Below are 22,314 nucleotides of genomic sequence, written 5' to 3'. Positions count from 1 at the left end.
CGGTCGACACCATAGAATTGCCTTGCCGCCGATGCGGCCCAGAGTTTCAAAGGACCGCTTTCATGCCTAAATTTCTGCGCCCCGCGCTTTGCCTGACCCTTCTGGGCCTCGCCGCCTGTGATGAGATCGCCGTGGCCGACGACCCCGCAGCGCTGGCGGAATTGCGCGGGCAGAAAAGCTGTATCTCTGCGGTGGCCCAGCAAACCGGAGCGGCGGGGGTTGCGATCAATACCACCCGTCCGGTCGTTGAGCTTTACCGCCATATCGTAGATGTGCCCGGCGCGGCGAGCTGGTCTTGCATCACCGATCCGAATGGCAAAGCGGTCGAGATCGCAGAGCAGCGGAACGGTTAAGCCGCGCTGCTTGTGGGGCGCGGTCAGAGGTAATCTGACCGCTGCAACCCGTATTTCGCCATCTTCTCGTTCAAGGTCCGGCGCGGCAGGCAAAGCTCGTCCATGACGCTGGCGATCGAGCCCTTGTGGCGGCGCATCGTGTTGTCGATCAACATACGCTCAAAGGCTTCGACATATTCCTTCAGCGGCTTGCCCTCGGTGGTCATCACTGGCTGCATTTCGTCATGGTCACTCATCAACAGCGAGGCAATGGTGCCCGAGCCGCGGCGCGATTGCAGCACGGCGCGTTCGGCGACGTTGATGAGTTGCCGCACGTTGCCGGGCCAAGGCGCCTGCAACAGCTGTGCCGCCTCTTGCGCGCTGACCTGAGGCGCCTCGCAACCGTATTCATCCGCGAATTGATCGCTCAACCGGGTGAAGAGCGTCAGAATATCCTCGCCCCGCTGGCGCAATGGGGGCACGGTGATGCGCAGCGCCGCCAGACGGTAAAACAGGTCCGAGCGCAGCGCGTCTTCCGAGGTGCGCCCTGCCTCTTGCAGGTTCGAGATGGCGACGATCCGCGTCTCCGCCGGGGTGCCCTGCTCGTTGATCGCGCTCAGCAGCCGGGCTTGGAGTTGCTCGGACAGCGCTTCAATATCCTCCAAAACCAAAGTGCCGCCACGGGCTTCTTCGATGGCGGGCAGTTGCGCGTCTTCGGGCTGCATCGGGCCGAAAAGCCGTTTGGCCAGCGCTTCTTCCTCCAAGGCACCGCAGGAAACGAGCACGAATTTCTTGCCCGCACGCGAGCCTACGGCGTGCAGCGCATGGGCGACCAAAGTCTTGCCCGTCCCGGTCTCCCCGTCGATCAGCACATGCCCATCGGCCTGCCCCAGATCGAGAATATCCTCGCGCAGGCGCTCCATCACCGGGGATTGCCCGATCAGCTTTTTCATCAACTGGCCGCCGTCTGACAGTTCACGCCGCAGGGCGCGGTTGTCCATCACCAGCCGCCGCGCGTTGGTGGCTTTCTTCGCCAACTCGCTCATCCGGTCGGGGTTGAAGGGCTTCTCGAGGAAATCAAACGCGCCCACCCGCATCGCCTCAACCGCCATCGGCACATCGCCATGGCCGGTGATCATGATGACCGGAAGGGCCGAGTCGCTGCCCATGAGTTTTTTCAGAAATTGCATCCCGTCCATGCCCGGCATCTTGATGTCGGAAATGACGATGCCCGGATAATCGGGCCCCAATGTCTTGAGCGCGTCCTCGGCGCTGCCGAAAGTTTCCGTGTCATAGCCCGAAAGGGCCAGCCACTGGCTGATCGACTGCCGCATGTCCTGTTCGTCATCTACAATCGCGATTTTCATTGCCTGAGCCATGCGTTCACTCCGCCGCTTCTATCTTCGTTTCATCTGCCAATATGGGCAGCTGCATTTCAAATACAGCGCCACCGTTCTGTCCGTTGCGCGCCGTCAGCCTCCCGCCGAGGTCGTTGACGATCCCCGATGAAATGGCAAGACCCAGCCCCACGCCATCGCCGGGCTGTTTGGTCGTGTAGAAAGGTTCGAACAGCGCGTCCAAGTCTTCGATCCCCGGGCCATTGTCGCGCACGGTCAATGTCGCCGTCTCCCCCGCTGATAGTATAATGTCCACCTGAGGGTTTCGTTCCGATTTTGTTGCGTCCAATGCGTTTCTTAACAGGTTTACCATAACTTGCTCGATCCGCATACGGTCTCCCATCACCATGACGGGATTATCGGGCAGAATCCGGCTGATCTGGACCTGTCGTTGGCGCAATTGCGGCTCCATCATCGACAGGGATGAGGCCAAGGCCGCGCCCATGTCGACCGGAGAGAAGGCTTCCTGCCCCTTGCGGGCATAGGATTTCAGCTGTCGGGTGATTGCACCCATCCGTTCGATCAGATCGTCGATGCGGCCAAAGGACGACAGCGCCTCATCCTGCCGGTTGCGGTTGAGCAACAACCGCGCGCCCGCCAAATAGGTCTTCATCGCGGCAAGCGGTTGGTTCAACTCATGGCTGACGGCGGCAGACATCTCGCCCAAGGCGGCGAGTTTCGATGACTGTTCAAGGGTCTGCTCGGCCACGGCGAGGGTCTGTTGCACGCGCTTTCGTTCGGCAATCTCACGTTGCAGGGCAAGGTTCAGCGCCCGCAGTTTTGCCGATTCCCGTTGGAAGATCGCCAACCGCCCCGCCGTGCGACGGCTGAGGAAGTAGAACGCCAAGGCCAGCAGGATCGCAAAACCCATGACCTCAAGCGCCAGCACGCCGTTCACCTTTTCACGCACGGAGGCATAGGTGGTGTAACTGCTCATCCGCCAGCCGCGGAACGGAATCCGGTTTTCCAGACGCATCACCGCTTCGCCCTGCAAATAGGCATCGGGCGGCAGCGCGGTCCAATCGGTGGTGGCTTGGATGGCGCGCTCAATGGCGCTTTGCGGCGTGTGGTTGGCTAGGGCTTCGGGTTCGGTCAGCCCGCGCCAGCGCGGCTCAGTGGCGAGGATGATCTGGCCGGTGCTGTCCATGACAATCACCGCATCGGAAATCCCGGCCCATGCGCGCTCGAACTTCTGCAAGTCGACCTCGACCGCGATCACCCCCAGCGTCGTGCCGCCCGACTGCATCCGCCGCGAATAGAGGAAACGATAGCCGCCCTGCTCACGCTCAATCGTCGAAAAGATCGTTGCGTTGGAGCGGATGGCGTCGACGAAATATGGCTCGGATTTGTGTGCAGAGCCTAAACGGTTGCGGTCGGTCGCCGCCACCGTGCGTCCGTCGATGTCATAAAGCATCAAAGAGGCCGCGCCGATCTCTTCGACGAAGGAGATAAGCCGTTGCGTCGACAGGGAATAATCCGCCGTTTGCAGCGCCCCGATCAAGGTGGGGTCGCGGGCCAAAAGCTGCGGGACGATGGCATTCTGGCGCAGTTCCGCCAGCAGGTTGCCGCTATAAAGCGCGATGCGCAGTTCGGCGCGGTTGCGGGTGCTCTCGGTAAAACGGTCGGTCAGCAGTTTGTTGGTGATCGAAATCGTCACCACGGCGAGGATCATCAGCGACGCGATGGCGAACCGCACCCGCCAGGATACGGCCATGCTATTGCCTTCGGAACCGGATGTATCACTCATCGCGGCAACCTACGCGCTCCGCGCGCCGCACTCAAGTCAGGCGGTTTGCAAAGCACCGGTCAATGCGCGGAAGAGCGCCGCCCCATCCGTATTGCCATGCGCCGCTTCCGCCGCCCGCTCAGGGTGCGGCATCATGCCCAGCACGCGGCGGTTCTCCGACAGGATGCCCGCGATGTCATCGCGCGCGCCATTCGGATTCTCGGCATAGCTAAAGGCCACGCGATCTTCGCCACGCAGTTTCGCAATCGTCTCGTCATCCGCGAAATAGTTGCCGTCGTGGTGGGCGATCGGAATGTCGATGACCTGACCGGCTGTGTAGCCAGAGGTGTAATCGCTCGCTGTAGTCTCGACCTTCAGACCAACGGTTTTGCAGATGTATTTCAATCCCGCATTGCGCAGCAGTGCGCCGGGCAGAAGACCGGTTTCGGTCAGCACCTGAAAACCGTTGCAGATGCCCAGCACATAGCCGCCCCGTTCCGCATGGGCCGCCACTGTGCGGCAGATCGGCGAATTCGCGGCGATGGCCCCGCAGCGCAGGTAATCCCCATAGGAGAACCCGCCGGGAATGCCTACCATATCAACGCCTTGCGGCAGTTCGCTGTCCTTGTGCCAGACCATGGAAACCTTGGCGCCCGCGGCTTTGAAAGCCACGGCAAGGTCGCGGTCGCAATTGGACCCGGGAAAGACAACTACCGCTGCGTGCATCAGGCCAGCTCCACCGAATAGGATTCGATCACCGTATTGGCCAAGAGCTTTTCGCACATGGCGTTCACATCGGCCTCGGAGGTGCCTTCGGCGAGGTCAAGTTCGATCACCTTGCCCTGACGCACACCGTTCACCCCGTCAAAGCCCAAGGCTCCGAGCGCGTGGCGAACCGCTTCGCCCTGAGGGTCGAGCACCCCGTTCTTCAGCATCACATGCACCCGTGCTTTCATGGCGCGACACCCCTTTGTAACATCTGCAAATTAAACGGCGAAGCCGCGTTAGTTGATCAGCGTCGGCTTGGTCACCGGCGCATTGTTCTTGGGCATGACGCCAAGGCGTTTGGCCACTTCGGTATAGGCATCGGTGAGCGAACCCAGATCGCGGCGGAACACGTCTTTATCGAGCTTCTGACCCGTTTCGATGTCCCACAGGCGGCAGCTGTCGGGGCTGATCTCATCGGCAACGATCAGACGCTGGAAATCACCATCGTAAACGCGGCCAATCTCGATCTTGAAGTCCACCAGCTTGATGCCCACGGCCATCATCACGCCCGACATGAAGTCATTGACCCGCAACGCAAGGCTCAGGATATCGTCCATGTCTTGCTGGCTGGCCCAACCGAATGCAGCGATATGCTCTTCTGTCACCAGCGGATCGCCGAGCGAGTCGTCCTTGTAGCAATATTCGACAATCGGACGCGGCAATTGCGTGCCCTCTTCGATGCCTAGGCGCTTGGACATGGAACCGGCGGCATAGTTGCGCACGATCACTTCCAGCGGAATGATCTCAACCTGCCGCACGAGCTGTTCGCGCATGTTCAGGCGTTTGATGAAATGCGTCGGCACGCCGATGCTGTTCAGGCCAGTCATAAAGAACTCGGACAGGCGGTTGTTCAACACGCCCTTGCCTTCGATCGTGGCTTTCTTCTCGGCATTAAAGGCCGTGGCATCGTCTTTGAAATATTGAACGATCGTACCGGGCTCGGGACCTTCATAGAGGATCTTTGCCTTGCCTTCGTAGATCTTGTTGCGCCGGGCCATGGGCATCCTTTCCAACAGGGGGCCGGGAACATCCCCGCCGCTTGCGCTTCTCTTAGTGCAAGCACCCCGCTGCTGCAAGCATGGCCCGCCACCTTTGCCCCACCACTTGCGAGAACGGGCCTGCGTTCGCATATCGAAAGGGTAACCGCAGCAATCGGAGACCGGCCATGAGCAACTTTGACGACCGTGCAAATGCCTTTGAAAGCAAGTTCGCCCACGATGCGGACATGCAATTCCGCGCCGAGGCGCGGCGCAACAAGCTTCTGGGCCTCTGGGCTGCTGAACTTTTGGGCAAATCCGGCAGCGATGCCGAGGACTATGCCAAAGAGGTCGTGAAATCCGATTTCGAAGAGGCGGGCGACGAAGACGTTTATCGCAAAGTCTCGGGCGATCTGGGCGACCGCGCGGATGAGGCGACGATCCGCGGGAAGATGCAAAGCCTGATGGCCGAGGCCAAGGCGCAACTGCTGAGCGAAACCAGCTGATACCCTGCGCCCCGGTCTCGGCGCCGGGGCGCAGCCTTCCCGCCTGCCCTCATAATGAAGATGAATATTATGAGATTGCCCCCAAGTGGCCAGCGTGACATCAGGCGAAATTCCCAGACCCAACAGGAGCCCCCATGAGCAACGCATTCACCGATCTTCTCGCTGAAAAGGGCACATTGCTCGCCGATGGGGCCACGGGCACCAATCTGTTCAACATGGGGCTGATGTCGGGCGACGCGCCCGAATTGTGGAACACCGACGAGCCCGCAAAGATCACCAAACTTTACCGTTTTGCGGTGGATTCGGGCAGCGATCTGTTCCTGACCAATTCCTTCGGCGCCAATGCCGCCCGCCTCAAACTGCACGACGCGCAGAACCGCGTGCACGAGTTGAGCCGCGTCTCCGCCGAACTGGCGCGCGAGGTGGCCGATACCGCCGAGCGTAAGGTGATCGTTGCAGGTTCCGTCGGCCCCACGGGTGAGATCATGGAGCCTGTGGGCACCCTGTCCCACTCCCTCGCCGTTGAGATGTTCCACGAGACCGCCGATGGGCTCAAGGCAGGTGGTGCCGACATCGGCTGGCTGGAGACGATCAGCGCCCCCGAAGAATACCGCGCCGCTGCTGAGGGCTTTCAGCTTGCCGGTCTGCCGTGGTGTGGCACGATGAGCTTTGACACCGCGGGCCGCACGATGATGGGGCTGACTTCTGAAGGGATGGTCGACTTGGTGCATGGGCTCGACAACATGCCGCTGGCCTATGGGGCCAACTGCGGCACCGGCGCCTCTGACTTGCTGCGCACCGTGCTTGGCTTTGCCGCGAAGAACGGCACGCTGCCGATCATCTCGAAAGGCAACGCAGGCATTCCGAAATACGTCGAAGGCCACATCCACTATGACGGCACGCCCGAGTTGATGGCGCGCTACGCGGTGATGGCCCGCAACGCAGGGGCGAGCATCATCGGCGGCTGCTGCGGCACCCTGCCCGAGCATCTGGTCGCCATGCGCGAGGCGCTCGATAGCACCGAAAAAGGCCCGGCCCCGACGCTGGAGCAGATCCGCGAAGAGATCGGTGATTTCTCTTCCGAAAGCGATGGCACCGATGGCCAAGGCCCGACGCGCGCGCCGCGCCGCGGGCGCCGCCGGGGCTGAGGCTCAGAACAAGCTCAATTGATCGCCCCTTTCGGAGGGCGGTCGAAACAGATCGCAGCGCAGCGGCACGCCAGAACGGGCCAACCCCAGACGCTTCACCGCCAGATCAAAGCGTCGCGCCACCATCTGCGCATATGGCCCCTCGCCCCGCATCCGCTTGTGCCAGCCCGCGTCATATTCCTTGCCCCCATGCATATCGCGCAAGCGCGCCATGATCCGCTCGGCCCGATCGGGGTAATGGGTGGCGAGCCACTCTTGCACCAGCGGCGACACCTCTCGCGGCAGGCGCAGCATGATCCAGCTTGCATGCCCCGCGCCGGCATCGCGCCCCGCGGTCAGGATCGCCTCCAACTCCGGGTCGGTCAGCGCCGGGATCATCGGCGATGCCATGATCCGTACCGGAATTCCTGCTTCCGACAGTTTTCGGATTACCTGCAACCGCCGCTGCGGCGCGGGCGCACGTGGCTCCATCAACCGGCTCAGCTTTGCGTCCAGCGTGGTCACCGAAATGCCGACCGCCGCCAATCCGCGCCCTGCCATGTCGCCCAAGATGTCGATGTCGCGTTCGATCAGGCTGCCCTTTGTGACGATCGCCACCGGGTGATTGAACGCGGATAATACCTCAAGACATTCTCGCATGATGCCATGGGTCTTTTCGATCGGTTGATAGGGATCGGTGTTTGTGCCGATGGCGATGGGCGCGACTTGATAGCGCTTCGACCGCAGCTCCCGCGCCAGAACGTCCGGCGCTTCGGGGCGGGCGATCAACTGGGTTTCGAAATCCAAGCCCGGCGATAGGCCGAGGTAGGCATGGCTGGGCCGCGCGAAACAGTAAACACAGCCATGTTCGCAGCCGCGATAGGGGTTGATCGACCGATCAAAAGGTAAATCCGGCGAGCGGATATAGGTGATCACCCGGCGCGGCACCTCGATACTGGTCTGGGTGCGCAGTACCGGAAGCACCTCGTCACGCGCCCAACCGTCGTCTTCGGCGACGCGGGTATGACGCTCAAACCGGCCCGCATCATTGCTGCCTGCCGCGCGGCCAAGCACGCGGAATCGCTGGTCTTCCCTATCCATGAAAGAAGGTTAGAACATTGCGCGAACATCGGCAAGTAACCTCGTGCAAACCCTTGTCCTTACACCGCAAAAAGCAGTAGTTTGCCCCCAAGGCGTCGCGCAAGGCGCGGCCGATGTCGCAAACCGCGACCCCGGCGCTAACATTCCGTGAGACAAGGGCTCAAGTGTCATGCACCTGCACGCCCAGCAGAAGGAAACACCATGTCGGAAGAAGACGATATCATCCTGGCCGAGTTGGACGACGAAGAACTGGTCCAGCAGATGTTCGATGACCTCTATGACGGTCTCAAGGAAGAGATCGAAGAAGGGGTGCAAATCCTGCTCGACCGCGGGTGGGAACCCTATGAGATCCTGACCAAAGCGCTTGTCGGCGGGATGACCATCGTCGGCGCCGATTTCCGCGACGGGATCCTCTTCGTGCCCGAAGTGCTGCTGGCTGCCAATGCGATGAAGGGCGGCATGGCCATCCTCAAGCCGCTGCTTGCGGAAACCGGCGCGCCGCGTGTCGGTAAGATGGTGATCGGCACCGTCAAAGGCGACATTCACGACATCGGCAAGAACCTCGTCGGCATGATGATGGAAGGCGCGGGTTTCGAGGTTGTCGATCTGGGCATCAACAACGCGGTCGAAGCCTATCTCGAAGCGCTCGAAGCGGAAAAGGCCGATATCCTTGGCATGTCGGCTCTGCTGACCACGACCATGCCCTATATGAAAGTGGTGATCGACACGCTGGTCGAACAGGGCAAGCGCGATGACTATATCGTGCTGGTCGGGGGTGCGCCGCTGAACGAGGAATTCGGCAAGGCCATCGGTGCCGATGCCTATTGCCGGGATGCCGCCGTGGCGGTGGAGACGGCGAAAGACTGGATGGGCCGTCGACATAATTCGGCCAACGCCTGACCGCCTCGCCCCTGCCCGCTTGGCTTGGGGCGCGGTGACATGCGATGGTATCGGCATGAATGACACCCCGCTGCCAGATGACCGGACCCTGACCCAAGACGGGCTCGCGCCCACCCGCGCGGGCCGTATCTTGCTGATCGCCTGCGGGGCGCTGGCGCGTGAGATTTTGGACCTGAAAGCCGCCAATGGTTGGACCCATCTGGATCTGACCTGCCTGCCCGCGAAATATCACCTCTACCCGGAAAAGATCACGCAGGCGGTGCGTGATACGGTCGCCAAGCACCGTGCGGATTACGACGATTTCTTTGTCGTCTACGCCGATTGCGGCACGGGCGGCGGGCTGGAACGTGCCTGCGCCGAACTCGGCGTGCAAATGGTCGCCGGGCCGCATTGCTACAGTTTTTTTCAGGGCAACGAGAGTTTCGCCAAAACCTCAGAGGATGAGATTACCACCTTCTACCTCACCGATTTTCTGGTGCGGCAGTTTGAGGCTTTCATCATCAAGCCTATGGGCCTCGACCGGCACCCGGAACTGCGCGACATGTATTTCGGCAATTACGAGAAATTGGTCTATCAAGCGCAGACTGACGACCCGGCGCTGACCGAAAAGGCCCAAGACTGCGCCGCGCGGCTCGGCCTTGCCTTCGAGCGGCGCTTCACGGGCTACGGGGATTTGGAGAGCGCGTTGCGCGCCCTCTGAGCGTTACGCTTCCTGCGCTGCCGTCTCGCGCACCCGCTCGATCATCGCGCGCAACCCGTTCGAGCGCTGCGCCGAGAGGTGGTCGTTTAACCCCAGCCGCGCCAGTTCCGCCTTGGCGTCGACGCCGCCCACTTCGGCAGGCGTCAAGCCGTTGTAAAGGTTGCGCAAAACCGCGATCAGCCCCGAGACGATCATCGCGTCGCTTGCCCCGTCAAAATGCAGCTTGCCGCCGTCAAACTGTGCATGAAGCCAAACCTGAGAGGCGCAGCCGTCGACCTTGGTCGCAGGGACGCGCAGCGGCTCGGGCAGCGGCTCCATCGCTTTGCCAAGGTCGATCACATGGCGATAGCGGTCTTCCCAATCGTCCAGAAACTCGAAATCCTCGACCAGTTCTTCAAAGGCGGGCGTGGCCATCTGTGCACTCTCTTCGGGTGAATTCCATTGCCTGACAGGTAGGATGCCCATGGGCAAAGGTCCACCCCCTTCCCAAGGCTGGCGGGATGGGGTAGCACAAGGCAAGTAAACTTAACGGCGGTTCCCATGCGCAAGACAATCCTCGCTCTTTTGGCTTCGACCCTTTTGGTATCCGCCTGCGGCACGGTCCGTGACAGCCGCATCAATCCGCTGAATTGGTTCGGGCCCGCCCGTTCGGTTGAGACCGCCCCGGCGGAGAGCACGAACCCCCTGATCCCGCAGCGCAGCGGGCTGTTCGCGCGGCGCGCGGTTGAGGTCGACACCTATGAGGGGCGCCCCTTTGAGCAGATCACCGATCTGACCATTGAGCCGGTGCCGGGCGGTGCGATTCTGCGCGCCACCGGGCTGGCGGCACGCCAAGGCATCTACAAAGTGCGCCTGACCCCCGCGACGCCGGATGAGACGCCCGTCGACGGTGTTTTGACCTATCGTTTGGAAGGGGTCCGGCCCGATAAGGCCACCCCGCAAGGCAGCCGCCCCACCCGCGAAGTGATTGCCGGGCGTCGCCTGACCGATCAGATGCTGGCCGGGGTGCGTGAGATTCGCGTCAAAGGGCAGCTAAACGCGCTGGTCTCTCGCCGCTAAGACGCCGCCTGCCCTCTATTGAGAAAGAGCCGCCCCTGATCGGGCGGCTCTTTTCGTTTCAGACTTTGACGGCCTTCACGTCATTTCCGTCAGCGGCCAAGGCGATCTTGCCCTCGCAGAGCAGCAGCGCATCGGCGCCAAAGACCTCATGCCGCCAGCCGCGCAGCGCCTGCACGTCACGCTCCCCCGCCGAGAGCATGTCGAGATCGCTGGCCGAGGCGATGAGCTTGGCCGCGACGCCTGCGCTTTCGGTTTTGGCCTTGAGCAGCACGCGCAGCAGATCGGCCAGCGCCGGGTTCACCTGCAACTTGTCGCGCTTGCGGTCGGGCTGGGGCATGTCGGCAGGCTTGCAGGCCACACCTGCGGCCACGGCTTTCAGAATGCCTTCGGCGATTTCGCCCTTGCGGGCCTCGCGCAGCAGCAGCCGGGCGCGGTTCAACTCTTCGCCATTCGAGGGCTTGAGGCTCGCCAATTCGACCAGCGCGTCATCCTTGAACACCCGGTTGCGCGGGATGTTGCGGTTGCGGGCGTAATCCTCGCGGAAGGCCGCCAACTCGCGGACTATCGCCAGAAACTTTGGCGAATTGGTCCGGGTCTTGACCCGTTTCCAAGCGTCCTGCGGTTGGGTGACATAGGTGTCGGGGCTGAGCAGCGTCTCAAGCTCTTCGGCCACCCACCGCGCCCGTCCGGTCTGTTCAAGCTTGCGGGCCAGAAATTCGTAGATTTGGCGCAGATGGGTCACGTCGGCCAGCGCATAGGTCTTCTGCGCCTCGGTCAGCGGGCGGCGCGACCAATCGGTAAAACGCGAGGTTTTGTCGAGCGACTGATGCGCGATCTTGCGCACCAAAGTCTCATAACCCACCTGTTCCCCAAAGCCGCAGACCATCGCAGCGACCTGCGTGTCGAACAGCGGCTTGGGAAAGACCTTGGCATCGACATAGAAGATCTCAAGATCCTGCCGCGCGGCGTGGAAGACCTTGACCACCGAGGTGTCGCGGAACAGATCGTATAGCGGCTCAAGCGAGATGCCATCGGCCAAGGGGTCGACCAACACGGCGTTGCTGTCATCGGTGCCGGGCATGGCAAGCTGAACAAGGCAGAGTTTGGAATAATAGGTCCGCTCACGCAGGAATTCCGTGTCGACGGTCACGTAATCATGGCGCGCAGCCTCTTCACAGAATTGCGCGAGGTCGGCGGTCGTGGTGATGGTTTTCATATATGCTCTTTGACATGTTGCACGCCCGGTCATCGGGCTTTGCCAAAGAGGTACATCACGCGGGCGGGTTTGACCAGCGTCAGCCCGTGAGCAGGACCGGCTCCCGCTCACCGGCGGCGAAACGGCGCAGCACGGCGGGGTAAAGGCGGTGTTCCTGCACCAACACCCGCTCGGCCAAACTCTCGGCCGTGTCGCCGGGCAGGACGGGGATGCGCGCCTGACCGAGGATCGGACCGTCATCGAGTGCGGCGGTCACCTCATGCACGGTGCAGCCATGTTCGGTATCGCTAGCCTCCAGCGCGCGGGCATGGGTGTGCAGGCCGCGGTATTTCGGCAATAGCGAGGGGTGGATGTTGATCATCCGCCCCGCCCAAGCATCGGTGAACCCTTCGGTCAATTTACGCATGAAACCGGCAAGGCAGATGATGTCGGGTGCATGGGCCTCAAGCGCGGCACTTAGCGCCGCCTCAAAGGCCGGGCGGTCCTTGCCGAAAGGGCGGTGATCGACCACTTCGGTCGCGATCCCCTGCCCCTGCGCCCAAGCGATCCCGCCCGCATCCGCGTTGTTCGAAAGCACCAGACAGGGGCGGCCCGCATGGTTGCCGGTCATATCCTCGACCAGCGCCCGCATGTTGGAGCCGCCACCCGAGACGAAAATCGCAACCCGCTTGGTCAAAGCAGCGCGCCGGAATAGGTGACGCCATTGCCGGTGGTGATGCGCCCGATCTCGATGGCGGCATGGCCATCCTCGGCAAAGGCGGCTTTGGCGGCTTCGACTTTATCGGCGGAAACCACGGCCACCATGCCAATCCCGGCGTTGAAGGTCTTGAGTAACTCGGCCTCGGCCATGCCGCCTTGGGCAGCCAGCCATTTGAAGACCGGCGGCAACTCCCATGCATTGAGGTCGATCTCAGCGGCGAGCCCTACGGGCAGCACGCGCGGCAGGTTCTCGGTCAGGCCACCGCCGGTGATATGCGCCAGAGCCGAGACGGCATCCGCGCGCAGAGCCGCCACAGCGCCTTTGACGTAGAGTTTCGTGGGTGTGAGCAGCGCATTGCCCAGATCACCTTCGCCCCATGGGCAATCGTCGCCCCAGCCCAAACCGCTACGCTCGACAATCTTCCGCACAAGGCTGTAGCCGTTGGAATGCACCCCGTCGCTCGGCAGACCCAAGAGCACGTCGCCCTCTTTCACGTCGCGCGGCAGTTCCGTCCCCCGCTCCATCGCGCCGACCGAGAAACCAGCGAGGTCGAAGTCGCCCGCGTGATACATGCCCGGCATTTCAGCCGTCTCGCCCCCGATCAAGGCACAACCGGAATCGGCGCAGCCCTTGGCGATGCCTTCGATAATCCGCGCGGCACTGTCGAGTTCGAGTTTGCCGGTGGCGAAATAGTCGAGGAAGAAGAGCGGCTCGGCCCCCTGACAGACCAGATCGTTGACACACATGGCGACCAGATCGATGCCGATACTGTCGACATTGCCCGTATCAATCGCGATGCGCAGCTTGGTGCCCACGCCATCGGTCGCCGCGACCAGCACCGGATCGGTGAAGCCTGCGCCCTTAAGATCGAACAGCGCGCCAAAGCCGCCTAGGCCGGACATGACACCGGGCCGCGCGGTGGATTTCGCCGCCGGTTTGATCCGCTCTACAAGCGCATTGCCTGCGTCAATATCCACGCCTGCTTCGGCATAGGTGATTCCGTTGTCGGATTTCGTCATGGTCATGGCCCCCGGCGCGCATTTTCCCTTGCGCGCGGAGTTAGAGTATTGCGCGGCCCACTGCAATCATTTGGTGCAGCTAATGTCTTGACGCTCGGCCTGCGGCGTCATACCCAAACGCCCATGGCGGGCCTGTAGCTCAATTGGTTAGAGCAGAGCGCTCATAACGCTTTGGTTGCGGGTTCAAGTCCTGCCGGGCCTACCATACTTCCGCCCCCGCCTTTTGTGGCCTTCACCGTTTGGCGCTGACGTGCCAGTTCACCTGCATCTCGACCACCGTCTCACCCGCCTCATTCTGGATGTCGACCGCCACGTCAAAGGCGACTTTTCCGTCTTCTTGCAGCGCGCTCAGCAGGTCGGCCCCGGGGCGCGAGGTTTTGGCATGGGCGGTTAGCGTGCCTTCGGCGATCTTTTTAAAGGTGATCTGCCCCATGGCCGCCACGGGGCGCATGTCCATGATCACCGGCGCGATGGCCCCGGCCATGGCAGCCCCCGATGCGGCTTCGCCCAGCGTGAACATCGCGCCCGCATGCTGCGTGCCGATGTGGTTCGAGGTTTCATGCCGCTGCACCAATTCGGCGCTGGCGGTGCCGTCTCCGATCTCAAGCAGTTTCACCCCGACATGGGCGGCAAAGGGCACGGCCGTGTCGAGATGGGCTTTGATCATGTCATAGGGGGTCATCGCTGCGCTCCGTATTAAGGTCACCTCACTGTGGCAAAGCCCGGCCCGCGGCACAATCATGCCGCCGGGTCACCGCGCGATGACGATATCGGCGCGCAGCCCGCCGAGCCGCTCCGATTCCCCAAGCCGCAGCACCCCGCCATGGGCGCGCGCGATGTCGGAGGCGATGGCAAGGCCAAGGCCCACGCCGCCGCCTTTGTCTTGGTTGCGCGCAGGATCAAGCCGCGAGAACGGCCGCGTCGCCTCGTCGCGTCGCTCTTCCGGGATGCCGGGGCCGTCGTCTTCGACCCGGATGCGCAGGGTGCGGTCGCTTAGCATGACCGAGACTTCGGCCTGCGAGCCATAGCGCACGGCGTTGGAGATCAGGTTGTCCACCGCCCGGCGCATCGCGACCCTGCGCAGTTTCACGATCCCCTCGCCCGCGCCCTCGGGCGGCAGCAGCGTGACCCTGCGCCCGGCCCGCTGCGCGTCTTCGACGATGGCGCTGACGAACCCATGCGGGGCCAGCTCTTCGGGCTCACCCTCGGCGGCGCCCTTGGCGAAGTTCAAGAATTCGTCCAGCATCCGTTGCATATCATCGACATCGGCCAGCAGCGGGGCTGCGTCCTCTTCGTCGATCATCGACAGGCCAAGGCGCATGCGGGTCAGCGGTGTGCGCAGGTCGTGGCTCACGCCCGAGAGCATCAGCGTGCGCTGCTCAATCTGCCGCTCGATCCGGGCGCGCATGTCGACAAAGGCATTGCCCGCCGCGCGGACTTCGATGGCGCCGGTGGGGGTATAGGGCTCATGCCGCCCCCGGCCAAAGGCCTCCGCCGCGCGGGCCAGACGTTTGATCGGGCGCAGCTGATTGCGCAGATAGATCGTTGCGATATAGCTCAAAAGCACGCCGAAAAACACGGTGTAGACGAAAAGCTGATGCGGGTTCGAGGCCGAGATGCGCCGCCGCTCGAACTGGATGCGCAGCGGCCCATGCACGCTTTCGATATAGAGCACGACGAAATCGTCATCGCTGAGGTCCACCGCTTCGATCCCGTCCATCTTGCTGCGTAGCCGGGGAATGAGGACGCGGCCCGAGTAATCGTACCACAGCATGCTGTCTTCTTCGGGCAGCGGACGGTTGGCGGGGGTCACCACGAAATCAAGCGGACCCGCCCGCGCCTCAACCGCCGTGGGCACGGATTGCGCATCGGGGGCCGTGCCGACCGCCAGCATGACCAGTTCCAGTTCCCGCAGGACCGTATCGGTCATCTGGCCGGTGACACCTTCGAAATGCCTCTGCGCAAAGATCACCACGACGACCAACTGCAAAAACACCACTGGTAACAGCAGGATCAGCGCGGCGCGTCCATAGATGCCGCGCGGCACATATCGTTTGAGCCAGGCAAAATTCATGGCTAGACCTTAGCCAGCCCCCTGCCCCAGCGAAAGGTGAAACCATGCTGCCGCCCGACAACTTCGACCCCGAGATTGGCCTTGCCGAAACCTTGGAACCCGGGCTGCGGCGGATCGTGGCGCCCAACCCCTCACCGATGACCTATCGCGGCACCAATACCTATCTCTTGGGTGAGACCGATGTGGCGGTGATCGACCCCGGCCCCGAGAGCCCCGCACATCTTGAGGCGATCCTCGCCGCAATCCAGCCCGGGCAGCGCATTAGCCATATCATCGTGACCCATACGCATCTGGATCACTCCCCGCTCGCCCGCCCGCTGGCCACGCGTACGGGGGCCGAGGTCTGGGCCTTTGGCGATGCCACAGCGGGCCGTTCGGCGGTGATGCAGGGGCTGGCCGAGGCGGGGTTGATGGGCGGCGGTGAAGGTGTGGACCACGGGTTTCGCCCCGATCACACACTGGCCGATGGTGATCTGCTGAAGCGGGACGGCTGGGCGCTGGAGGTGCTGCACACGCCGGGCCATATCGGCAATCACGTCAGCCTCGCTTGGGGGGATGCCTGTTTGACAGCGGATCACGTCATGGGCTGGGCGACCTCCCTCGTCTCGCCCCCTGATGGGGATTTGACCGATTTCATGGCCTCTTGTCAGAAGCTGGGCGCGCGGCAATGGCGGGTGTTCTATCCCGGTCACGGCGCCCCGGTCAGCGACCCCAACGCGCGGCTCGACTGGTTGGTCGCGCATCGCCGCGCGCGGGAGGTGTCGATCCTCGACGCATTGGCCGACGGGCCCGCGACGGCAGAGGACCTCGCCCGCGCCATCTATACCGAAACGCCTGCCGCGCTCTTAGGCGCGGCCACGCGAAACGTGCTGGCGCATCTGGTCGATCTGACCGGCCGGGGGCGCGTAGCCCCGGAGGGCACCTTGCAGGCAGAGGCGCGTTTCACTCTCAACTCATAGGGGAATACGCGCGTTTCCGTCGCAAAATCGCAACAAATGCCCCATTCTGGGCGCAATCTGGCCCCTTTATGGACCCGAAACGTGCCCAAGCTGGTTGCGGGGGTGAGAGACATCAAACCCCAGCGAGCAGCAAAGGAGCTACCCGATGGCCCGACTTGACAGAACGCCGCAACCGCAAAAACCAAAGCCTGCGCCGAAGCCGAACGGCACCTCGGCCCAACCACCACAGCGCCCCACGCCGCTGATCACCGACTACGCCAGTCTTTGAACGGCGCGCCCCGCGCACCGGATGGGGCCGGTGGATGGGGGGAACTTTGGGGCCGGACCATGCGTTTGCCGCCTAGAGCAACACGCAAGGACAGATATGAAACCCCATACCCCCTCTCACGAGGCTGACCTCGCCCGTCTGCGCCGTTTGGCCGTCAGCATGGACAGCGCCTATAAGCTGCCGATCGTCGGCGTGCGGATGGGATGGGACTCGATTCTGGGCCTGGTGCCGGTGGTGGGCGATACGCTCGCCCTTTTGCCCGCAGCCTATATTTTGAAAGAATCGCACCGCATGGGCGCGCCGAAGAGTGTGCTGGCGAAAATGCTGGTGAACACCGGGGTCGACTATGTGATCGGCTCCGTCCCGCTGGTCGGTGACCTCTTCGATATCGGTTGGAAGTCGAAACTGCGCAACGTCGACTTGCTGGAGCGTCACCTAAAAGACCAAGCTGCCAAAGCCCCGCCGATGGGCGATGTCGAAGGGCGCGTGTCTTCGCACCACCCGACGCTCAACAACTGATCGCCAAAGAAAAAGGGCCGCCCCAAGGCGACCCTTTCAGTCTTTCCGAAGAACGGGTGGCTTAGCCAACCAGTTCCAGACCGGAGAAGAAGTATGCGATCTCAACCGCTGCGGTTTCCGGCGCGTCGGAACCGTGGACGGAGTTTTCGCCAACGCTTTCAGCGAATTCTGCGCGGATGGTGCCCTCTGCCGCATCGGCAGGGTTGGTCGCGCCCATCACTTCACGGTTCTTCGCAATGGCGTCTTCGCCTTCCAGAACCTGGGCCACGATCGGCGCGGAAGCCATGAACTCGCACAGTTCGTCGTAGAAGGGACGCTCGGCGTGCACCTGGTAGAACTCGCCCGCCTGCGCTTTGGTCAGGTGGATGCGCTTTTGTGCGACAACGCGCAGGCCCGCGTCTTCGAATTTCTTGACGATGGCGCCGGTCAGGTTGCGGCGGGTTGCGTCGGGCTTGATGATCGAGAAGGTGCGTTCGAGGGCCATTGGCTGTACTCCATAGCGGGTGTTGATTTGCGCGCTCCCTAGCATGGGGTCTGGCCCATGAAAAGCCGTGATTGACCTTCGGCCCCGCTTGCTCCAAACGGCGTGCATGTTACGCATTTCAGAAATCAACTACTCCGTCGAAGGCCGCCCCCTGTTCGAGGAAGCCTCCGCCGTGATCCCCGAGGGGCACAAGGTCGGCATCGTCGGGCGCAACGGCGCGGGCAAGACGACGTTGTTCAAAATCATCCGTGGTGAGCTGTCACTCGACAGCGGCGATATCTCTTTGCCCTCCCGCGCCAAGATCGGCGGTGTGGCGCAAGAGGTGCCCTCGTCAGAGACCTCGCTCATCGACACGGTGCTGGAGGCCGACGTTGAACGTGCCCGGTTGATGAAAGAGAGCGAGACTGCCGAGGACCCCGCCCGCATAGCTGACATCCAGACCCGTCTGGCCGATATCGACGCTTGGTCCGCCGAAGGCCGCGCGGCGTCGATCCTCAAGGGGCTTGGTTTCGACGACGAAGAACAGCAGATGCCCTGCTCCGCCTTCTCCGGCGGCTGGCGAATGCGCGTGGCGCTCGCCGCCGTGCTCTTCGCCCAGCCCGATCTGCTGCTTTTGGACGAGCCGACCAACTACCTCGACCTTGAAGGGGCGCTCTGGCTGGAAAGCTATCTGGCGAAATACCCCCATACGGTGCTGATCATCAGCCACGACCGCGGCCTGTTGAACCGCGCCGTGGGCGGCATCCTGCATCTCGAAGACCGCAAGCTGACCTATTACCAAGGCCCCTACGATCAATTCGCCCGCCAGCGCGCCGAGAAACGCGCGTTGCAGGCGGCGATGGCCAAGAAACAGCAGGCCCGGCGCGATCACATGCAAGCCTTTGTCGACCGTTTCAAGGCCAAGGCCAGCAAGGCCAAGCAGGCGCAATCGCGTCTCAAGATGATCGAGAAGATGGACATGATCACCGCGCCCGAGGACGTGGCGCGCAAGGTCTTCACCTTCCCCGAGCCCGAGGAACTCTCGCCGCCGATCATCAATATCGAGAACGGCGCAGTCGGTTATAGCGACGACAACCCGGTGCTCACGCGCCTGAACCTGCGCATCGACCAAGACGACCGGATCGCCCTTCTGGGCAAGAACGGTCAGGGCAAATCGACGCTGGCGAAACTTCTGTCAGACCGCCTGCCCCTGATGGCCGGGCGGCAGGTCAATTCCTCGAAACTCCGCGTGGGTTTCTTCGCCCAGCATCAGGTGGATGAGCTGATCGTCGAGGAAACCCCGCTGCAACACATGATCGCGGCGCGGCCCGGCGTGCTGCAATCCAAGCTGCGCGCGCAGCTTGCGGGCTTCGGCCTTGGCCCCGAACAGGCCGAGACCGAGGTCGGGCGGCTGTCGGGCGGGCAAAAGGCGCGGCTTTCTCTGCTGCTGGCCACCCTGCACGCGCCGCATCTGCTGATCCTCGACGAGCCGACCAACCACCTCGACATCGAAAGCCGCGAGGCGCTGGTGGAGGCGCTGACGCGCTACTCGGGCGCGGTGATCCTCGTCAGCCACGACATGCACCTGCTGTCGCTGGTGGCCGACCGTTTGTGGCTGGTGTCGAAAGGCACGGTCAAACCCTATGAGGAAGACCTCGAAGCCTATCGCAAGATGCTGCTGACGCCGGAAAAGCCTGTCAGCAAGAACCCCGCCAAGCCGAAAGAAGCGCCCAAGCCCAAACGCGCCAGCCGCGATGAGGTGTTGGCCCTGCGCAGCGAGGTCCGCAAGGCCGAAGCGCGGATGGAAAAGATCAACGAGATGCGCGACAAGCTCGCCAAGAAACTCGCCGATCCCGCGCTCTATGAGGACGCTAAAACCGGTGAGCTTGAGGTCTGGAACAAGAAATACGCCGAGGTGATGGAGGCGCTGGACCGCGCGGAATCGCTTTGGATGGGCGCACAGGAAAAGCTGGAGAAGGCCACGGCCTGACCCGGAAGCGTTCACTTTATCACATCGCAGGGGTCGCCTAAAGGGCGGCCCTCGTGCATTCTGGCAAGAAGCCCCGCGCCAAGGAAACCCCATGACCCTCGACACCGCCTATATGATCACCGCCCTCGTCACGATGTTCGTGGTGATCGACCCCATCGCCATCGCGCCGGTCTTCCTCGCGCTTACCCGCGGGATGAGCAACGCAGAGAGGCGCAAGATCGCGTGGCGCGCGGTAGGCGTGGCCGGATTGGTGCTGCTGATCTTCGCCGCTTTCGGCGAAGCGGTGCTGGGCTTCATCGGCATCTCCATGCCCGCTTTCCGCGTGGCAGGCGGCATCTTGTTGTTCATCACCGCGCTCGACATGCTCTTCGACCGCCGCACCAAACGGCGCGAGGACCGCGCGGATGAGGATGACCACGACGACCCTTCCGTCTTCCCCATGGCCATTCCTTTGATTGCGGGCCCCGGCTCCATCGCCTCGGTCATCCTGCTGACGGGAGAAAAACCGGGCGGCGAAGGGCTGTTGACCATTATCGTGATCACCGCGCTGACACTGGTGGTCATGGCGCTGACCATGCAGGTCAGCGGCGTGCTTGAGCGGGCGATGGGCAAGACGGGCATTAACATCGTGACCCGTCTGCTTGGCATGTTGCTGGCGGCGCTCTCGGTTCAATTTGTGCTCGATGGCTTGGCGGCCTTTGGCTTTGGCCCCGGCCCCACGCCCGGCTGACATTTCCGCGCGGCCTTCCTATATGAGATGTAAGGGGGCGCGTTCATGGCCGAAATCGACACAGCACATCTGATCTATCTCATCGTTCTTCTGGCCATGGTGGCGGGCTGGTTCTTCATGCACAGCCGCCCGAATATGAACAAAACTCTGCAACAGGCGGCGGTCTGGGGGCTGATCTTTACCGGTGCCGCGGCGGGCGTCGGCCTGTGGCAAGACATCACCCGCGACAGCGCCCGTCAACATCTCACCATCAGCGAAGAGGGTGACATCGTCCTACCCCGCGGGCGCGATGGGCATTACTACCTGACGGCCCAGATCAACGGCGCGCCGGTGCGCTTCGTCGTCGATACGGGCGCGTCGGACATCGTGCTGACCAAATCCGACGCGGCGCGCATTGGCATCGATCCCGAGGGGCTGGATTACCTTGGCCGCGCGGGCACCGCCAATGGCGAAACGCGCACCGCTTTCGTGCGCCTCGACGAGGTGGTGGTAGGCCATGCGGTCGATCACAACGTCCCCGCGGTGGTGAATGACGGGATCATGTCGCAATCGCTTTTGGGCATGGGCTACCTGCAACGTTGGGGCCGGATCGAGATCAGCGGCGGTGAACTGCGCCTGAGCCGCTGACGGAATAGGGCAAGACCTTGCCGGAAATACGCGGCAAAACATCAAATACGCCGCAAAATGACGCCGCATTCGCCGTGAATTGAACAGGTTCCCGCCCTTTTGAGCGGATATCTGCAGGGTACAACTATACCCAATTTTGGAGAAAGTGCTGCTATGCTGATGAACATATTTGGTGGGTCATCCTCCTACCAACAAAGCAACAAGCCCGCCAAGGCGGAGAAGGCTGAAAAGCCGCAAGAGGCTGAAAAGGCCAAGGACAAGCCATCTCAGGCGCAGGCGAAACCCGCCAATGACGGGCAGAACGCGCAGAACAGCGCGGCGGCGCAGGAGGCATCCAAACCTCAAGCCGTGCAAGCGCCTGCTAAGACCGAAACGGTGCAGGCCGTGGCGCAGGCAAAGCCAGTTGAGACGGCCCAAAAGGCCACGACCGCGGATGACGAGGCCTTTGCCCGCGCCGCAGCGCAGCGCAGCGTCGACAGCCAGCGCACCCGCGCCCTGCTGGACACGATCGCGCCCGTGAACAACGGCGCGATCGAAGCGGCCAAATCCTATGTCAGCAAGGTCGAACCCGCCGCGCCGGAGGCCGAGGCGAGCAAATCCGCCGCTGCCGCGAAACCCGCGCTCGACAAAGCAGCCTAAGCCGCGTTCAGGGGCGGCGGGCTTTCGGCCCCTGCCCCTGCACTGCCGTCCTTTAGGTTTCGGCCTTCTTTTCCCAGCGACCGCTTTCCTCTGACCAATATTGGGCCGAGGCGCCGTCGGATTTCAGCCGCTTCCACAGGCCGCGCGCCTGATCCAGCACCACGGGATCGTGCCCGTCGAACAACACACAGACCCGCTGGTGCGCTGCCACCTCCGCAGCCGTGACATCCGCCCCATGCACCGTCATCAGACAATCCGCCCGATTGGGGGCGCCATCCTCCAGCGTCAGCAGCACGGGCTGATCCGCGTCCTGCGGCCCGCCCGCCATGCCATGGGGCAGAAAGCTGTCATCCGCATAGGTCCAAAGCGCCCGGTCCAGCGCCTGTAGCCCCGCCCGGTCCGTCCCGCGCAGGGCCACGCGCCAGCCATTGGCGAGCGACTTTTCCAGCAGCATCGTCAGCGTCTCGACCAGAGGTCGCTGGGTCAGGTGATAGAAGTAAGCCGCCCCCATCAGTCG

The 22,314-nt window shown here is 62.7% G+C and carries 27 protein-coding genes and 1 tRNA gene; 14 read left to right on the top strand and 14 right to left on the bottom strand.

The features are described 5' to 3' along the window. Positions 1 to 62 precede the first annotated feature (62 nt). Complete coding sequence (locus J7392_RS12050; protein ID WP_067266665.1) at positions 63 to 353, top strand: hypothetical protein; 291 nt, start codon at positions 63 to 65, stop codon at positions 351 to 353. A gap of 23 nt (positions 354 to 376) precedes the next feature. On the opposite strand, the gene J7392_RS12045 is transcribed toward J7392_RS12050, so the two are convergent. From J7392_RS12045 to purC, 5 genes are read right to left on the bottom strand one after another with little or no spacing between them, the layout of a single operon-like run. Next, entirely contained in the window at positions 377 to 1,711 is a 1,335-nt protein-coding gene (locus J7392_RS12045) for a sigma-54 dependent transcriptional regulator (RefSeq protein WP_067266663.1), read from the bottom strand. A 4-nt stretch (positions 1,712 to 1,715) separates the two neighbouring features. Next, the gene (locus J7392_RS12040) at positions 1,716 to 3,476 is read right to left on the bottom strand and encodes an ATP-binding protein (RefSeq protein WP_247744560.1); all 1,761 of its coding nucleotides are present in this window, start codon (positions 3,474 to 3,476) and stop codon (positions 1,716 to 1,718) included. Positions 3,477 to 3,512: 36 nt separating this feature from the next. After that, positions 3,513 to 4,181: a phosphoribosylformylglycinamidine synthase subunit PurQ gene (gene purQ / locus J7392_RS12035; protein WP_209217757.1), complete on the bottom strand. Its 669-nt coding sequence runs from the start codon at positions 4,179 to 4,181 to the stop codon at positions 3,513 to 3,515. Beyond that, entirely contained in the window at positions 4,181 to 4,411 is a 231-nt protein-coding gene (gene purS / locus J7392_RS12030) for a phosphoribosylformylglycinamidine synthase subunit PurS (RefSeq protein WP_067266658.1), read from the bottom strand. The genes purQ and purS overlap by 1 nt, the downstream gene beginning before the upstream one ends. Before the next feature lie 48 nt (positions 4,412 to 4,459). Continuing rightward, positions 4,460 to 5,221: a phosphoribosylaminoimidazolesuccinocarboxamide synthase gene (gene purC / locus J7392_RS12025; RefSeq protein WP_067266657.1), complete on the bottom strand. Its 762-nt coding sequence runs from the start codon at positions 5,219 to 5,221 to the stop codon at positions 4,460 to 4,462. Positions 5,222 to 5,388: 167 nt separating this feature from the next. Between purC and J7392_RS12020 the strand changes: the two genes are divergently transcribed. Beyond that, positions 5,389 to 5,706, top strand: a complete 318-nt coding sequence (locus J7392_RS12020) for a DUF1476 domain-containing protein (protein ID WP_209217756.1) — start codon at positions 5,389 to 5,391, stop codon at positions 5,704 to 5,706. 134 nt (positions 5,707 to 5,840) lie between these two features. Further along, a complete protein-coding gene (gene bmt, locus J7392_RS12015; RefSeq protein ID WP_067266654.1) occupies positions 5,841 to 6,854 on the top strand; it encodes a betaine--homocysteine S-methyltransferase in 1,014 nt (337 codons plus the stop codon). A 3-nt stretch (positions 6,855 to 6,857) separates the two neighbouring features. Here bmt and J7392_RS12010 read toward each other — a convergent pair whose 3' ends face one another. Then, on the bottom strand, positions 6,858 to 7,934 hold the full coding sequence (locus J7392_RS12010; RefSeq protein WP_209217755.1) for a PA0069 family radical SAM protein: 1,077 nt from the start codon (positions 7,932 to 7,934) through the stop codon (positions 6,858 to 6,860). A 201-nt stretch (positions 7,935 to 8,135) separates the two neighbouring features. Between J7392_RS12010 and J7392_RS12005 the strand changes: the two genes are divergently transcribed. Next, entirely contained in the window at positions 8,136 to 8,834 is a 699-nt protein-coding gene (locus tag J7392_RS12005; protein ID WP_067266651.1) for a B12-binding domain-containing protein, read from the top strand. Positions 8,835 to 8,889: 55 nt separating this feature from the next. Continuing rightward, positions 8,890 to 9,534: a DUF1638 domain-containing protein gene (locus tag J7392_RS12000; RefSeq protein WP_209217754.1), complete on the top strand. Its 645-nt coding sequence runs from the start codon at positions 8,890 to 8,892 to the stop codon at positions 9,532 to 9,534. Positions 9,535 to 9,537: 3 nt separating this feature from the next. Here the strand turns inward: J7392_RS12000 and J7392_RS11995 are convergent, their stop codons facing one another. Beyond that, complete coding sequence (locus J7392_RS11995) at positions 9,538 to 9,948, bottom strand: SufE family protein (protein WP_209217753.1); 411 nt, start codon at positions 9,946 to 9,948, stop codon at positions 9,538 to 9,540. A 126-nt stretch (positions 9,949 to 10,074) separates the two neighbouring features. On the opposite strand from J7392_RS11995, the gene J7392_RS11990 reads away from it, so the two are divergent. After that, positions 10,075 to 10,593: a hypothetical protein gene (locus J7392_RS11990; protein ID WP_209217752.1), complete on the top strand. Its 519-nt coding sequence runs from the start codon at positions 10,075 to 10,077 to the stop codon at positions 10,591 to 10,593. A 58-nt stretch (positions 10,594 to 10,651) separates the two neighbouring features. Here the strand turns inward: J7392_RS11990 and rnd are convergent, their stop codons facing one another. The 3 genes from rnd to purM form a co-directional block, all read right to left on the bottom strand. Continuing rightward, positions 10,652 to 11,809: a ribonuclease D gene (gene rnd, locus J7392_RS11985; protein WP_209217751.1), complete on the bottom strand. Its 1,158-nt coding sequence runs from the start codon at positions 11,807 to 11,809 to the stop codon at positions 10,652 to 10,654. 79 nt (positions 11,810 to 11,888) lie between these two features. Then, a complete protein-coding gene (gene purN / locus J7392_RS11980; protein ID WP_209217750.1) occupies positions 11,889 to 12,485 on the bottom strand; it encodes a phosphoribosylglycinamide formyltransferase in 597 nt (198 codons plus the stop codon). Beyond that, a complete protein-coding gene (purM, locus tag J7392_RS11975; protein ID WP_209217749.1) occupies positions 12,482 to 13,528 on the bottom strand; it encodes a phosphoribosylformylglycinamidine cyclo-ligase in 1,047 nt (348 codons plus the stop codon). Before purM ends, purN begins: the two co-directional genes overlap by 4 nt. Positions 13,529 to 13,656: 128 nt before the next feature. On the opposite strand from purM, the gene J7392_RS11970 reads away from it, so the two are divergent. Further along, positions 13,657 to 13,733: transfer RNA gene (locus J7392_RS11970), tRNA-Ile, on the top strand. Positions 13,734 to 13,760: 27 nt separating this feature from the next. Here J7392_RS11970 and J7392_RS11965 read toward each other — a convergent pair. Further along, complete coding sequence (locus J7392_RS11965; RefSeq protein WP_209217748.1) at positions 13,761 to 14,210, bottom strand: DUF4442 domain-containing protein; 450 nt, start codon at positions 14,208 to 14,210, stop codon at positions 13,761 to 13,763. A gap of 69 nt (positions 14,211 to 14,279) precedes the next feature. Continuing rightward, positions 14,280 to 15,602 carry an ATP-binding protein gene (locus J7392_RS11960; RefSeq protein ID WP_209217747.1) on the bottom strand — a complete coding sequence of 441 codons (1,323 nt, stop codon included), beginning with the start codon at positions 15,600 to 15,602 and terminating at the stop codon, positions 14,280 to 14,282. A 44-nt stretch (positions 15,603 to 15,646) separates the two neighbouring features. Between J7392_RS11960 and J7392_RS11955 the strand changes: the two genes are divergently transcribed. From J7392_RS11955 to J7392_RS11950, 3 genes are all read left to right on the top strand, one after another. Beyond that, positions 15,647 to 16,561, top strand: coding sequence for an MBL fold metallo-hydrolase (locus J7392_RS11955; protein ID WP_209217746.1), 915 nt, complete (start codon positions 15,647 to 15,649; stop codon positions 16,559 to 16,561). Between the two features lie 145 nt (positions 16,562 to 16,706). Continuing rightward, the gene (locus J7392_RS24360; protein ID WP_269451603.1) at positions 16,707 to 16,829 is read left to right on the top strand and encodes a hypothetical protein; all 123 of its coding nucleotides are present in this window, start codon (positions 16,707 to 16,709) and stop codon (positions 16,827 to 16,829) included. A gap of 96 nt (positions 16,830 to 16,925) precedes the next feature. Further along, the gene (locus J7392_RS11950) at positions 16,926 to 17,348 is read left to right on the top strand and encodes a DUF4112 domain-containing protein (protein WP_209217745.1); all 423 of its coding nucleotides are present in this window, start codon (positions 16,926 to 16,928) and stop codon (positions 17,346 to 17,348) included. A gap of 61 nt (positions 17,349 to 17,409) precedes the next feature. On the opposite strand, the gene ndk is transcribed toward J7392_RS11950, so the two are convergent. Continuing rightward, positions 17,410 to 17,832, bottom strand: coding sequence for a nucleoside-diphosphate kinase (ndk, locus tag J7392_RS11945; RefSeq protein WP_209217744.1), 423 nt, complete (start codon positions 17,830 to 17,832; stop codon positions 17,410 to 17,412). Between the two features lie 106 nt (positions 17,833 to 17,938). Between ndk and J7392_RS11940 the strand changes: the two genes are divergently transcribed. The 4 genes from J7392_RS11940 to J7392_RS11925 all read left to right on the top strand — a co-directional run bounded on the left by J7392_RS11940 (position 17,939) and on the right by J7392_RS11925 (position 21,797). Beyond that, complete coding sequence (locus tag J7392_RS11940; protein ID WP_209217743.1) at positions 17,939 to 19,801, top strand: ABC-F family ATP-binding cassette domain-containing protein; 1,863 nt, start codon at positions 17,939 to 17,941, stop codon at positions 19,799 to 19,801. 91 nt (positions 19,802 to 19,892) lie between these two features. After that, positions 19,893 to 20,531 (top strand): MarC family protein, encoded by a 639-nt coding sequence (locus J7392_RS11935; protein ID WP_209217742.1) that lies wholly within the window; start codon positions 19,893 to 19,895, stop codon positions 20,529 to 20,531. 45 nt (positions 20,532 to 20,576) lie between these two features. Then, positions 20,577 to 21,158 carry a TIGR02281 family clan AA aspartic protease gene (locus J7392_RS11930; RefSeq protein WP_209217741.1) on the top strand — a complete coding sequence of 194 codons (582 nt, stop codon included), beginning with the start codon at positions 20,577 to 20,579 and terminating at the stop codon, positions 21,156 to 21,158. Between the two features lie 153 nt (positions 21,159 to 21,311). After that, positions 21,312 to 21,797, top strand: a complete 486-nt coding sequence (locus J7392_RS11925; protein ID WP_209217740.1) for a hypothetical protein — start codon at positions 21,312 to 21,314, stop codon at positions 21,795 to 21,797. Between the two features lie 52 nt (positions 21,798 to 21,849). On the opposite strand, the gene J7392_RS11920 is transcribed toward J7392_RS11925, so the two are convergent. Then, entirely contained in the window at positions 21,850 to 22,308 is a 459-nt protein-coding gene (locus J7392_RS11920) for a DNA polymerase III subunit chi (protein WP_209217739.1), read from the bottom strand. Positions 22,309 to 22,314: the final 6 nt, after the last annotated feature.

Source organism: Sulfitobacter sp. R18_1 (genome assembly GCF_017743915.1).
GTDB lineage: Bacteria > Pseudomonadota > Alphaproteobacteria > Rhodobacterales > Rhodobacteraceae > Sulfitobacter > Sulfitobacter faviae.
Note: the sequence above shows the minus strand (reverse complement) of the source record. Positions and strands in the feature narration are given on the sequence as shown.

What these genes read in the sequence shown, in the direction of transcription:
- J7392_RS12040 (WP_247744560.1), bottom strand. Translation starts at nt 3,476, where the DNA reads ATGAGTGATACATCCGGTTCCGAAGGCAATAGCATGGCCGTATCCTGG.
- J7392_RS11955 (WP_209217746.1), top strand. Translation starts at nt 15,647, where the DNA reads ATGCTGCCGCCCGACAACTTCGACCCCGAGATTGGCCTTGCCGAAACC.
- J7392_RS11940 (WP_209217743.1), top strand. Translation starts at nt 17,939, where the DNA reads ATGTTACGCATTTCAGAAATCAACTACTCCGTCGAAGGCCGCCCCCTG.
- J7392_RS12000 (WP_209217754.1), top strand. Translation starts at nt 8,890, where the DNA reads ATGAATGACACCCCGCTGCCAGATGACCGGACCCTGACCCAAGACGGG.
- J7392_RS11965 (WP_209217748.1), bottom strand. Translation starts at nt 14,210, where the DNA reads ATGACCCCCTATGACATGATCAAAGCCCATCTCGACACGGCCGTGCCC.
- J7392_RS12020 (WP_209217756.1), top strand. Translation starts at nt 5,389, where the DNA reads ATGAGCAACTTTGACGACCGTGCAAATGCCTTTGAAAGCAAGTTCGCC.
- rnd (WP_209217751.1), bottom strand. Translation starts at nt 11,809, where the DNA reads ATGAAAACCATCACCACGACCGCCGACCTCGCGCAATTCTGTGAAGAG.
- purQ (WP_209217757.1), bottom strand. Translation starts at nt 4,181, where the DNA reads ATGCACGCAGCGGTAGTTGTCTTTCCCGGGTCCAATTGCGACCGCGAC.
- J7392_RS11950 (WP_209217745.1), top strand. Translation starts at nt 16,926, where the DNA reads ATGAAACCCCATACCCCCTCTCACGAGGCTGACCTCGCCCGTCTGCGC.
- purM (WP_209217749.1), bottom strand. Translation starts at nt 13,528, where the DNA reads ATGACGAAATCCGACAACGGAATCACCTATGCCGAAGCAGGCGTGGAT.
- purC (WP_067266657.1), bottom strand. Translation starts at nt 5,221, where the DNA reads ATGGCCCGGCGCAACAAGATCTACGAAGGCAAGGCAAAGATCCTCTAT.
- ndk (WP_209217744.1), bottom strand. Translation starts at nt 17,832, where the DNA reads ATGGCCCTCGAACGCACCTTCTCGATCATCAAGCCCGACGCAACCCGC.
- J7392_RS12045 (WP_067266663.1), bottom strand. Translation starts at nt 1,711, where the DNA reads ATGGCTCAGGCAATGAAAATCGCGATTGTAGATGACGAACAGGACATG.
- J7392_RS24360 (WP_269451603.1), top strand. Translation starts at nt 16,707, where the DNA reads ATGGCCCGACTTGACAGAACGCCGCAACCGCAAAAACCAAAGCCTGCG.
- J7392_RS11935 (WP_209217742.1), top strand. Translation starts at nt 19,893, where the DNA reads ATGACCCTCGACACCGCCTATATGATCACCGCCCTCGTCACGATGTTC.
- J7392_RS12050 (WP_067266665.1), top strand. Translation starts at nt 63, where the DNA reads ATGCCTAAATTTCTGCGCCCCGCGCTTTGCCTGACCCTTCTGGGCCTC.
- purS (WP_067266658.1), bottom strand. Translation starts at nt 4,411, where the DNA reads ATGAAAGCACGGGTGCATGTGATGCTGAAGAACGGGGTGCTCGACCCT.
- J7392_RS12005 (WP_067266651.1), top strand. Translation starts at nt 8,136, where the DNA reads ATGTCGGAAGAAGACGATATCATCCTGGCCGAGTTGGACGACGAAGAA.
- J7392_RS11960 (WP_209217747.1), bottom strand. Translation starts at nt 15,602, where the DNA reads ATGAATTTTGCCTGGCTCAAACGATATGTGCCGCGCGGCATCTATGGA.
- bmt (WP_067266654.1), top strand. Translation starts at nt 5,841, where the DNA reads ATGAGCAACGCATTCACCGATCTTCTCGCTGAAAAGGGCACATTGCTC.
- J7392_RS11995 (WP_209217753.1), bottom strand. Translation starts at nt 9,948, where the DNA reads ATGGCCACGCCCGCCTTTGAAGAACTGGTCGAGGATTTCGAGTTTCTG.
- J7392_RS11920 (WP_209217739.1), bottom strand. Translation starts at nt 22,308, where the DNA reads ATGGGGGCGGCTTACTTCTATCACCTGACCCAGCGACCTCTGGTCGAG.
- J7392_RS12010 (WP_209217755.1), bottom strand. Translation starts at nt 7,934, where the DNA reads ATGGATAGGGAAGACCAGCGATTCCGCGTGCTTGGCCGCGCGGCAGGC.
- J7392_RS11930 (WP_209217741.1), top strand. Translation starts at nt 20,577, where the DNA reads ATGGCCGAAATCGACACAGCACATCTGATCTATCTCATCGTTCTTCTG.
- J7392_RS11990 (WP_209217752.1), top strand. Translation starts at nt 10,075, where the DNA reads ATGCGCAAGACAATCCTCGCTCTTTTGGCTTCGACCCTTTTGGTATCC.
- J7392_RS11925 (WP_209217740.1), top strand. Translation starts at nt 21,312, where the DNA reads ATGCTGATGAACATATTTGGTGGGTCATCCTCCTACCAACAAAGCAAC.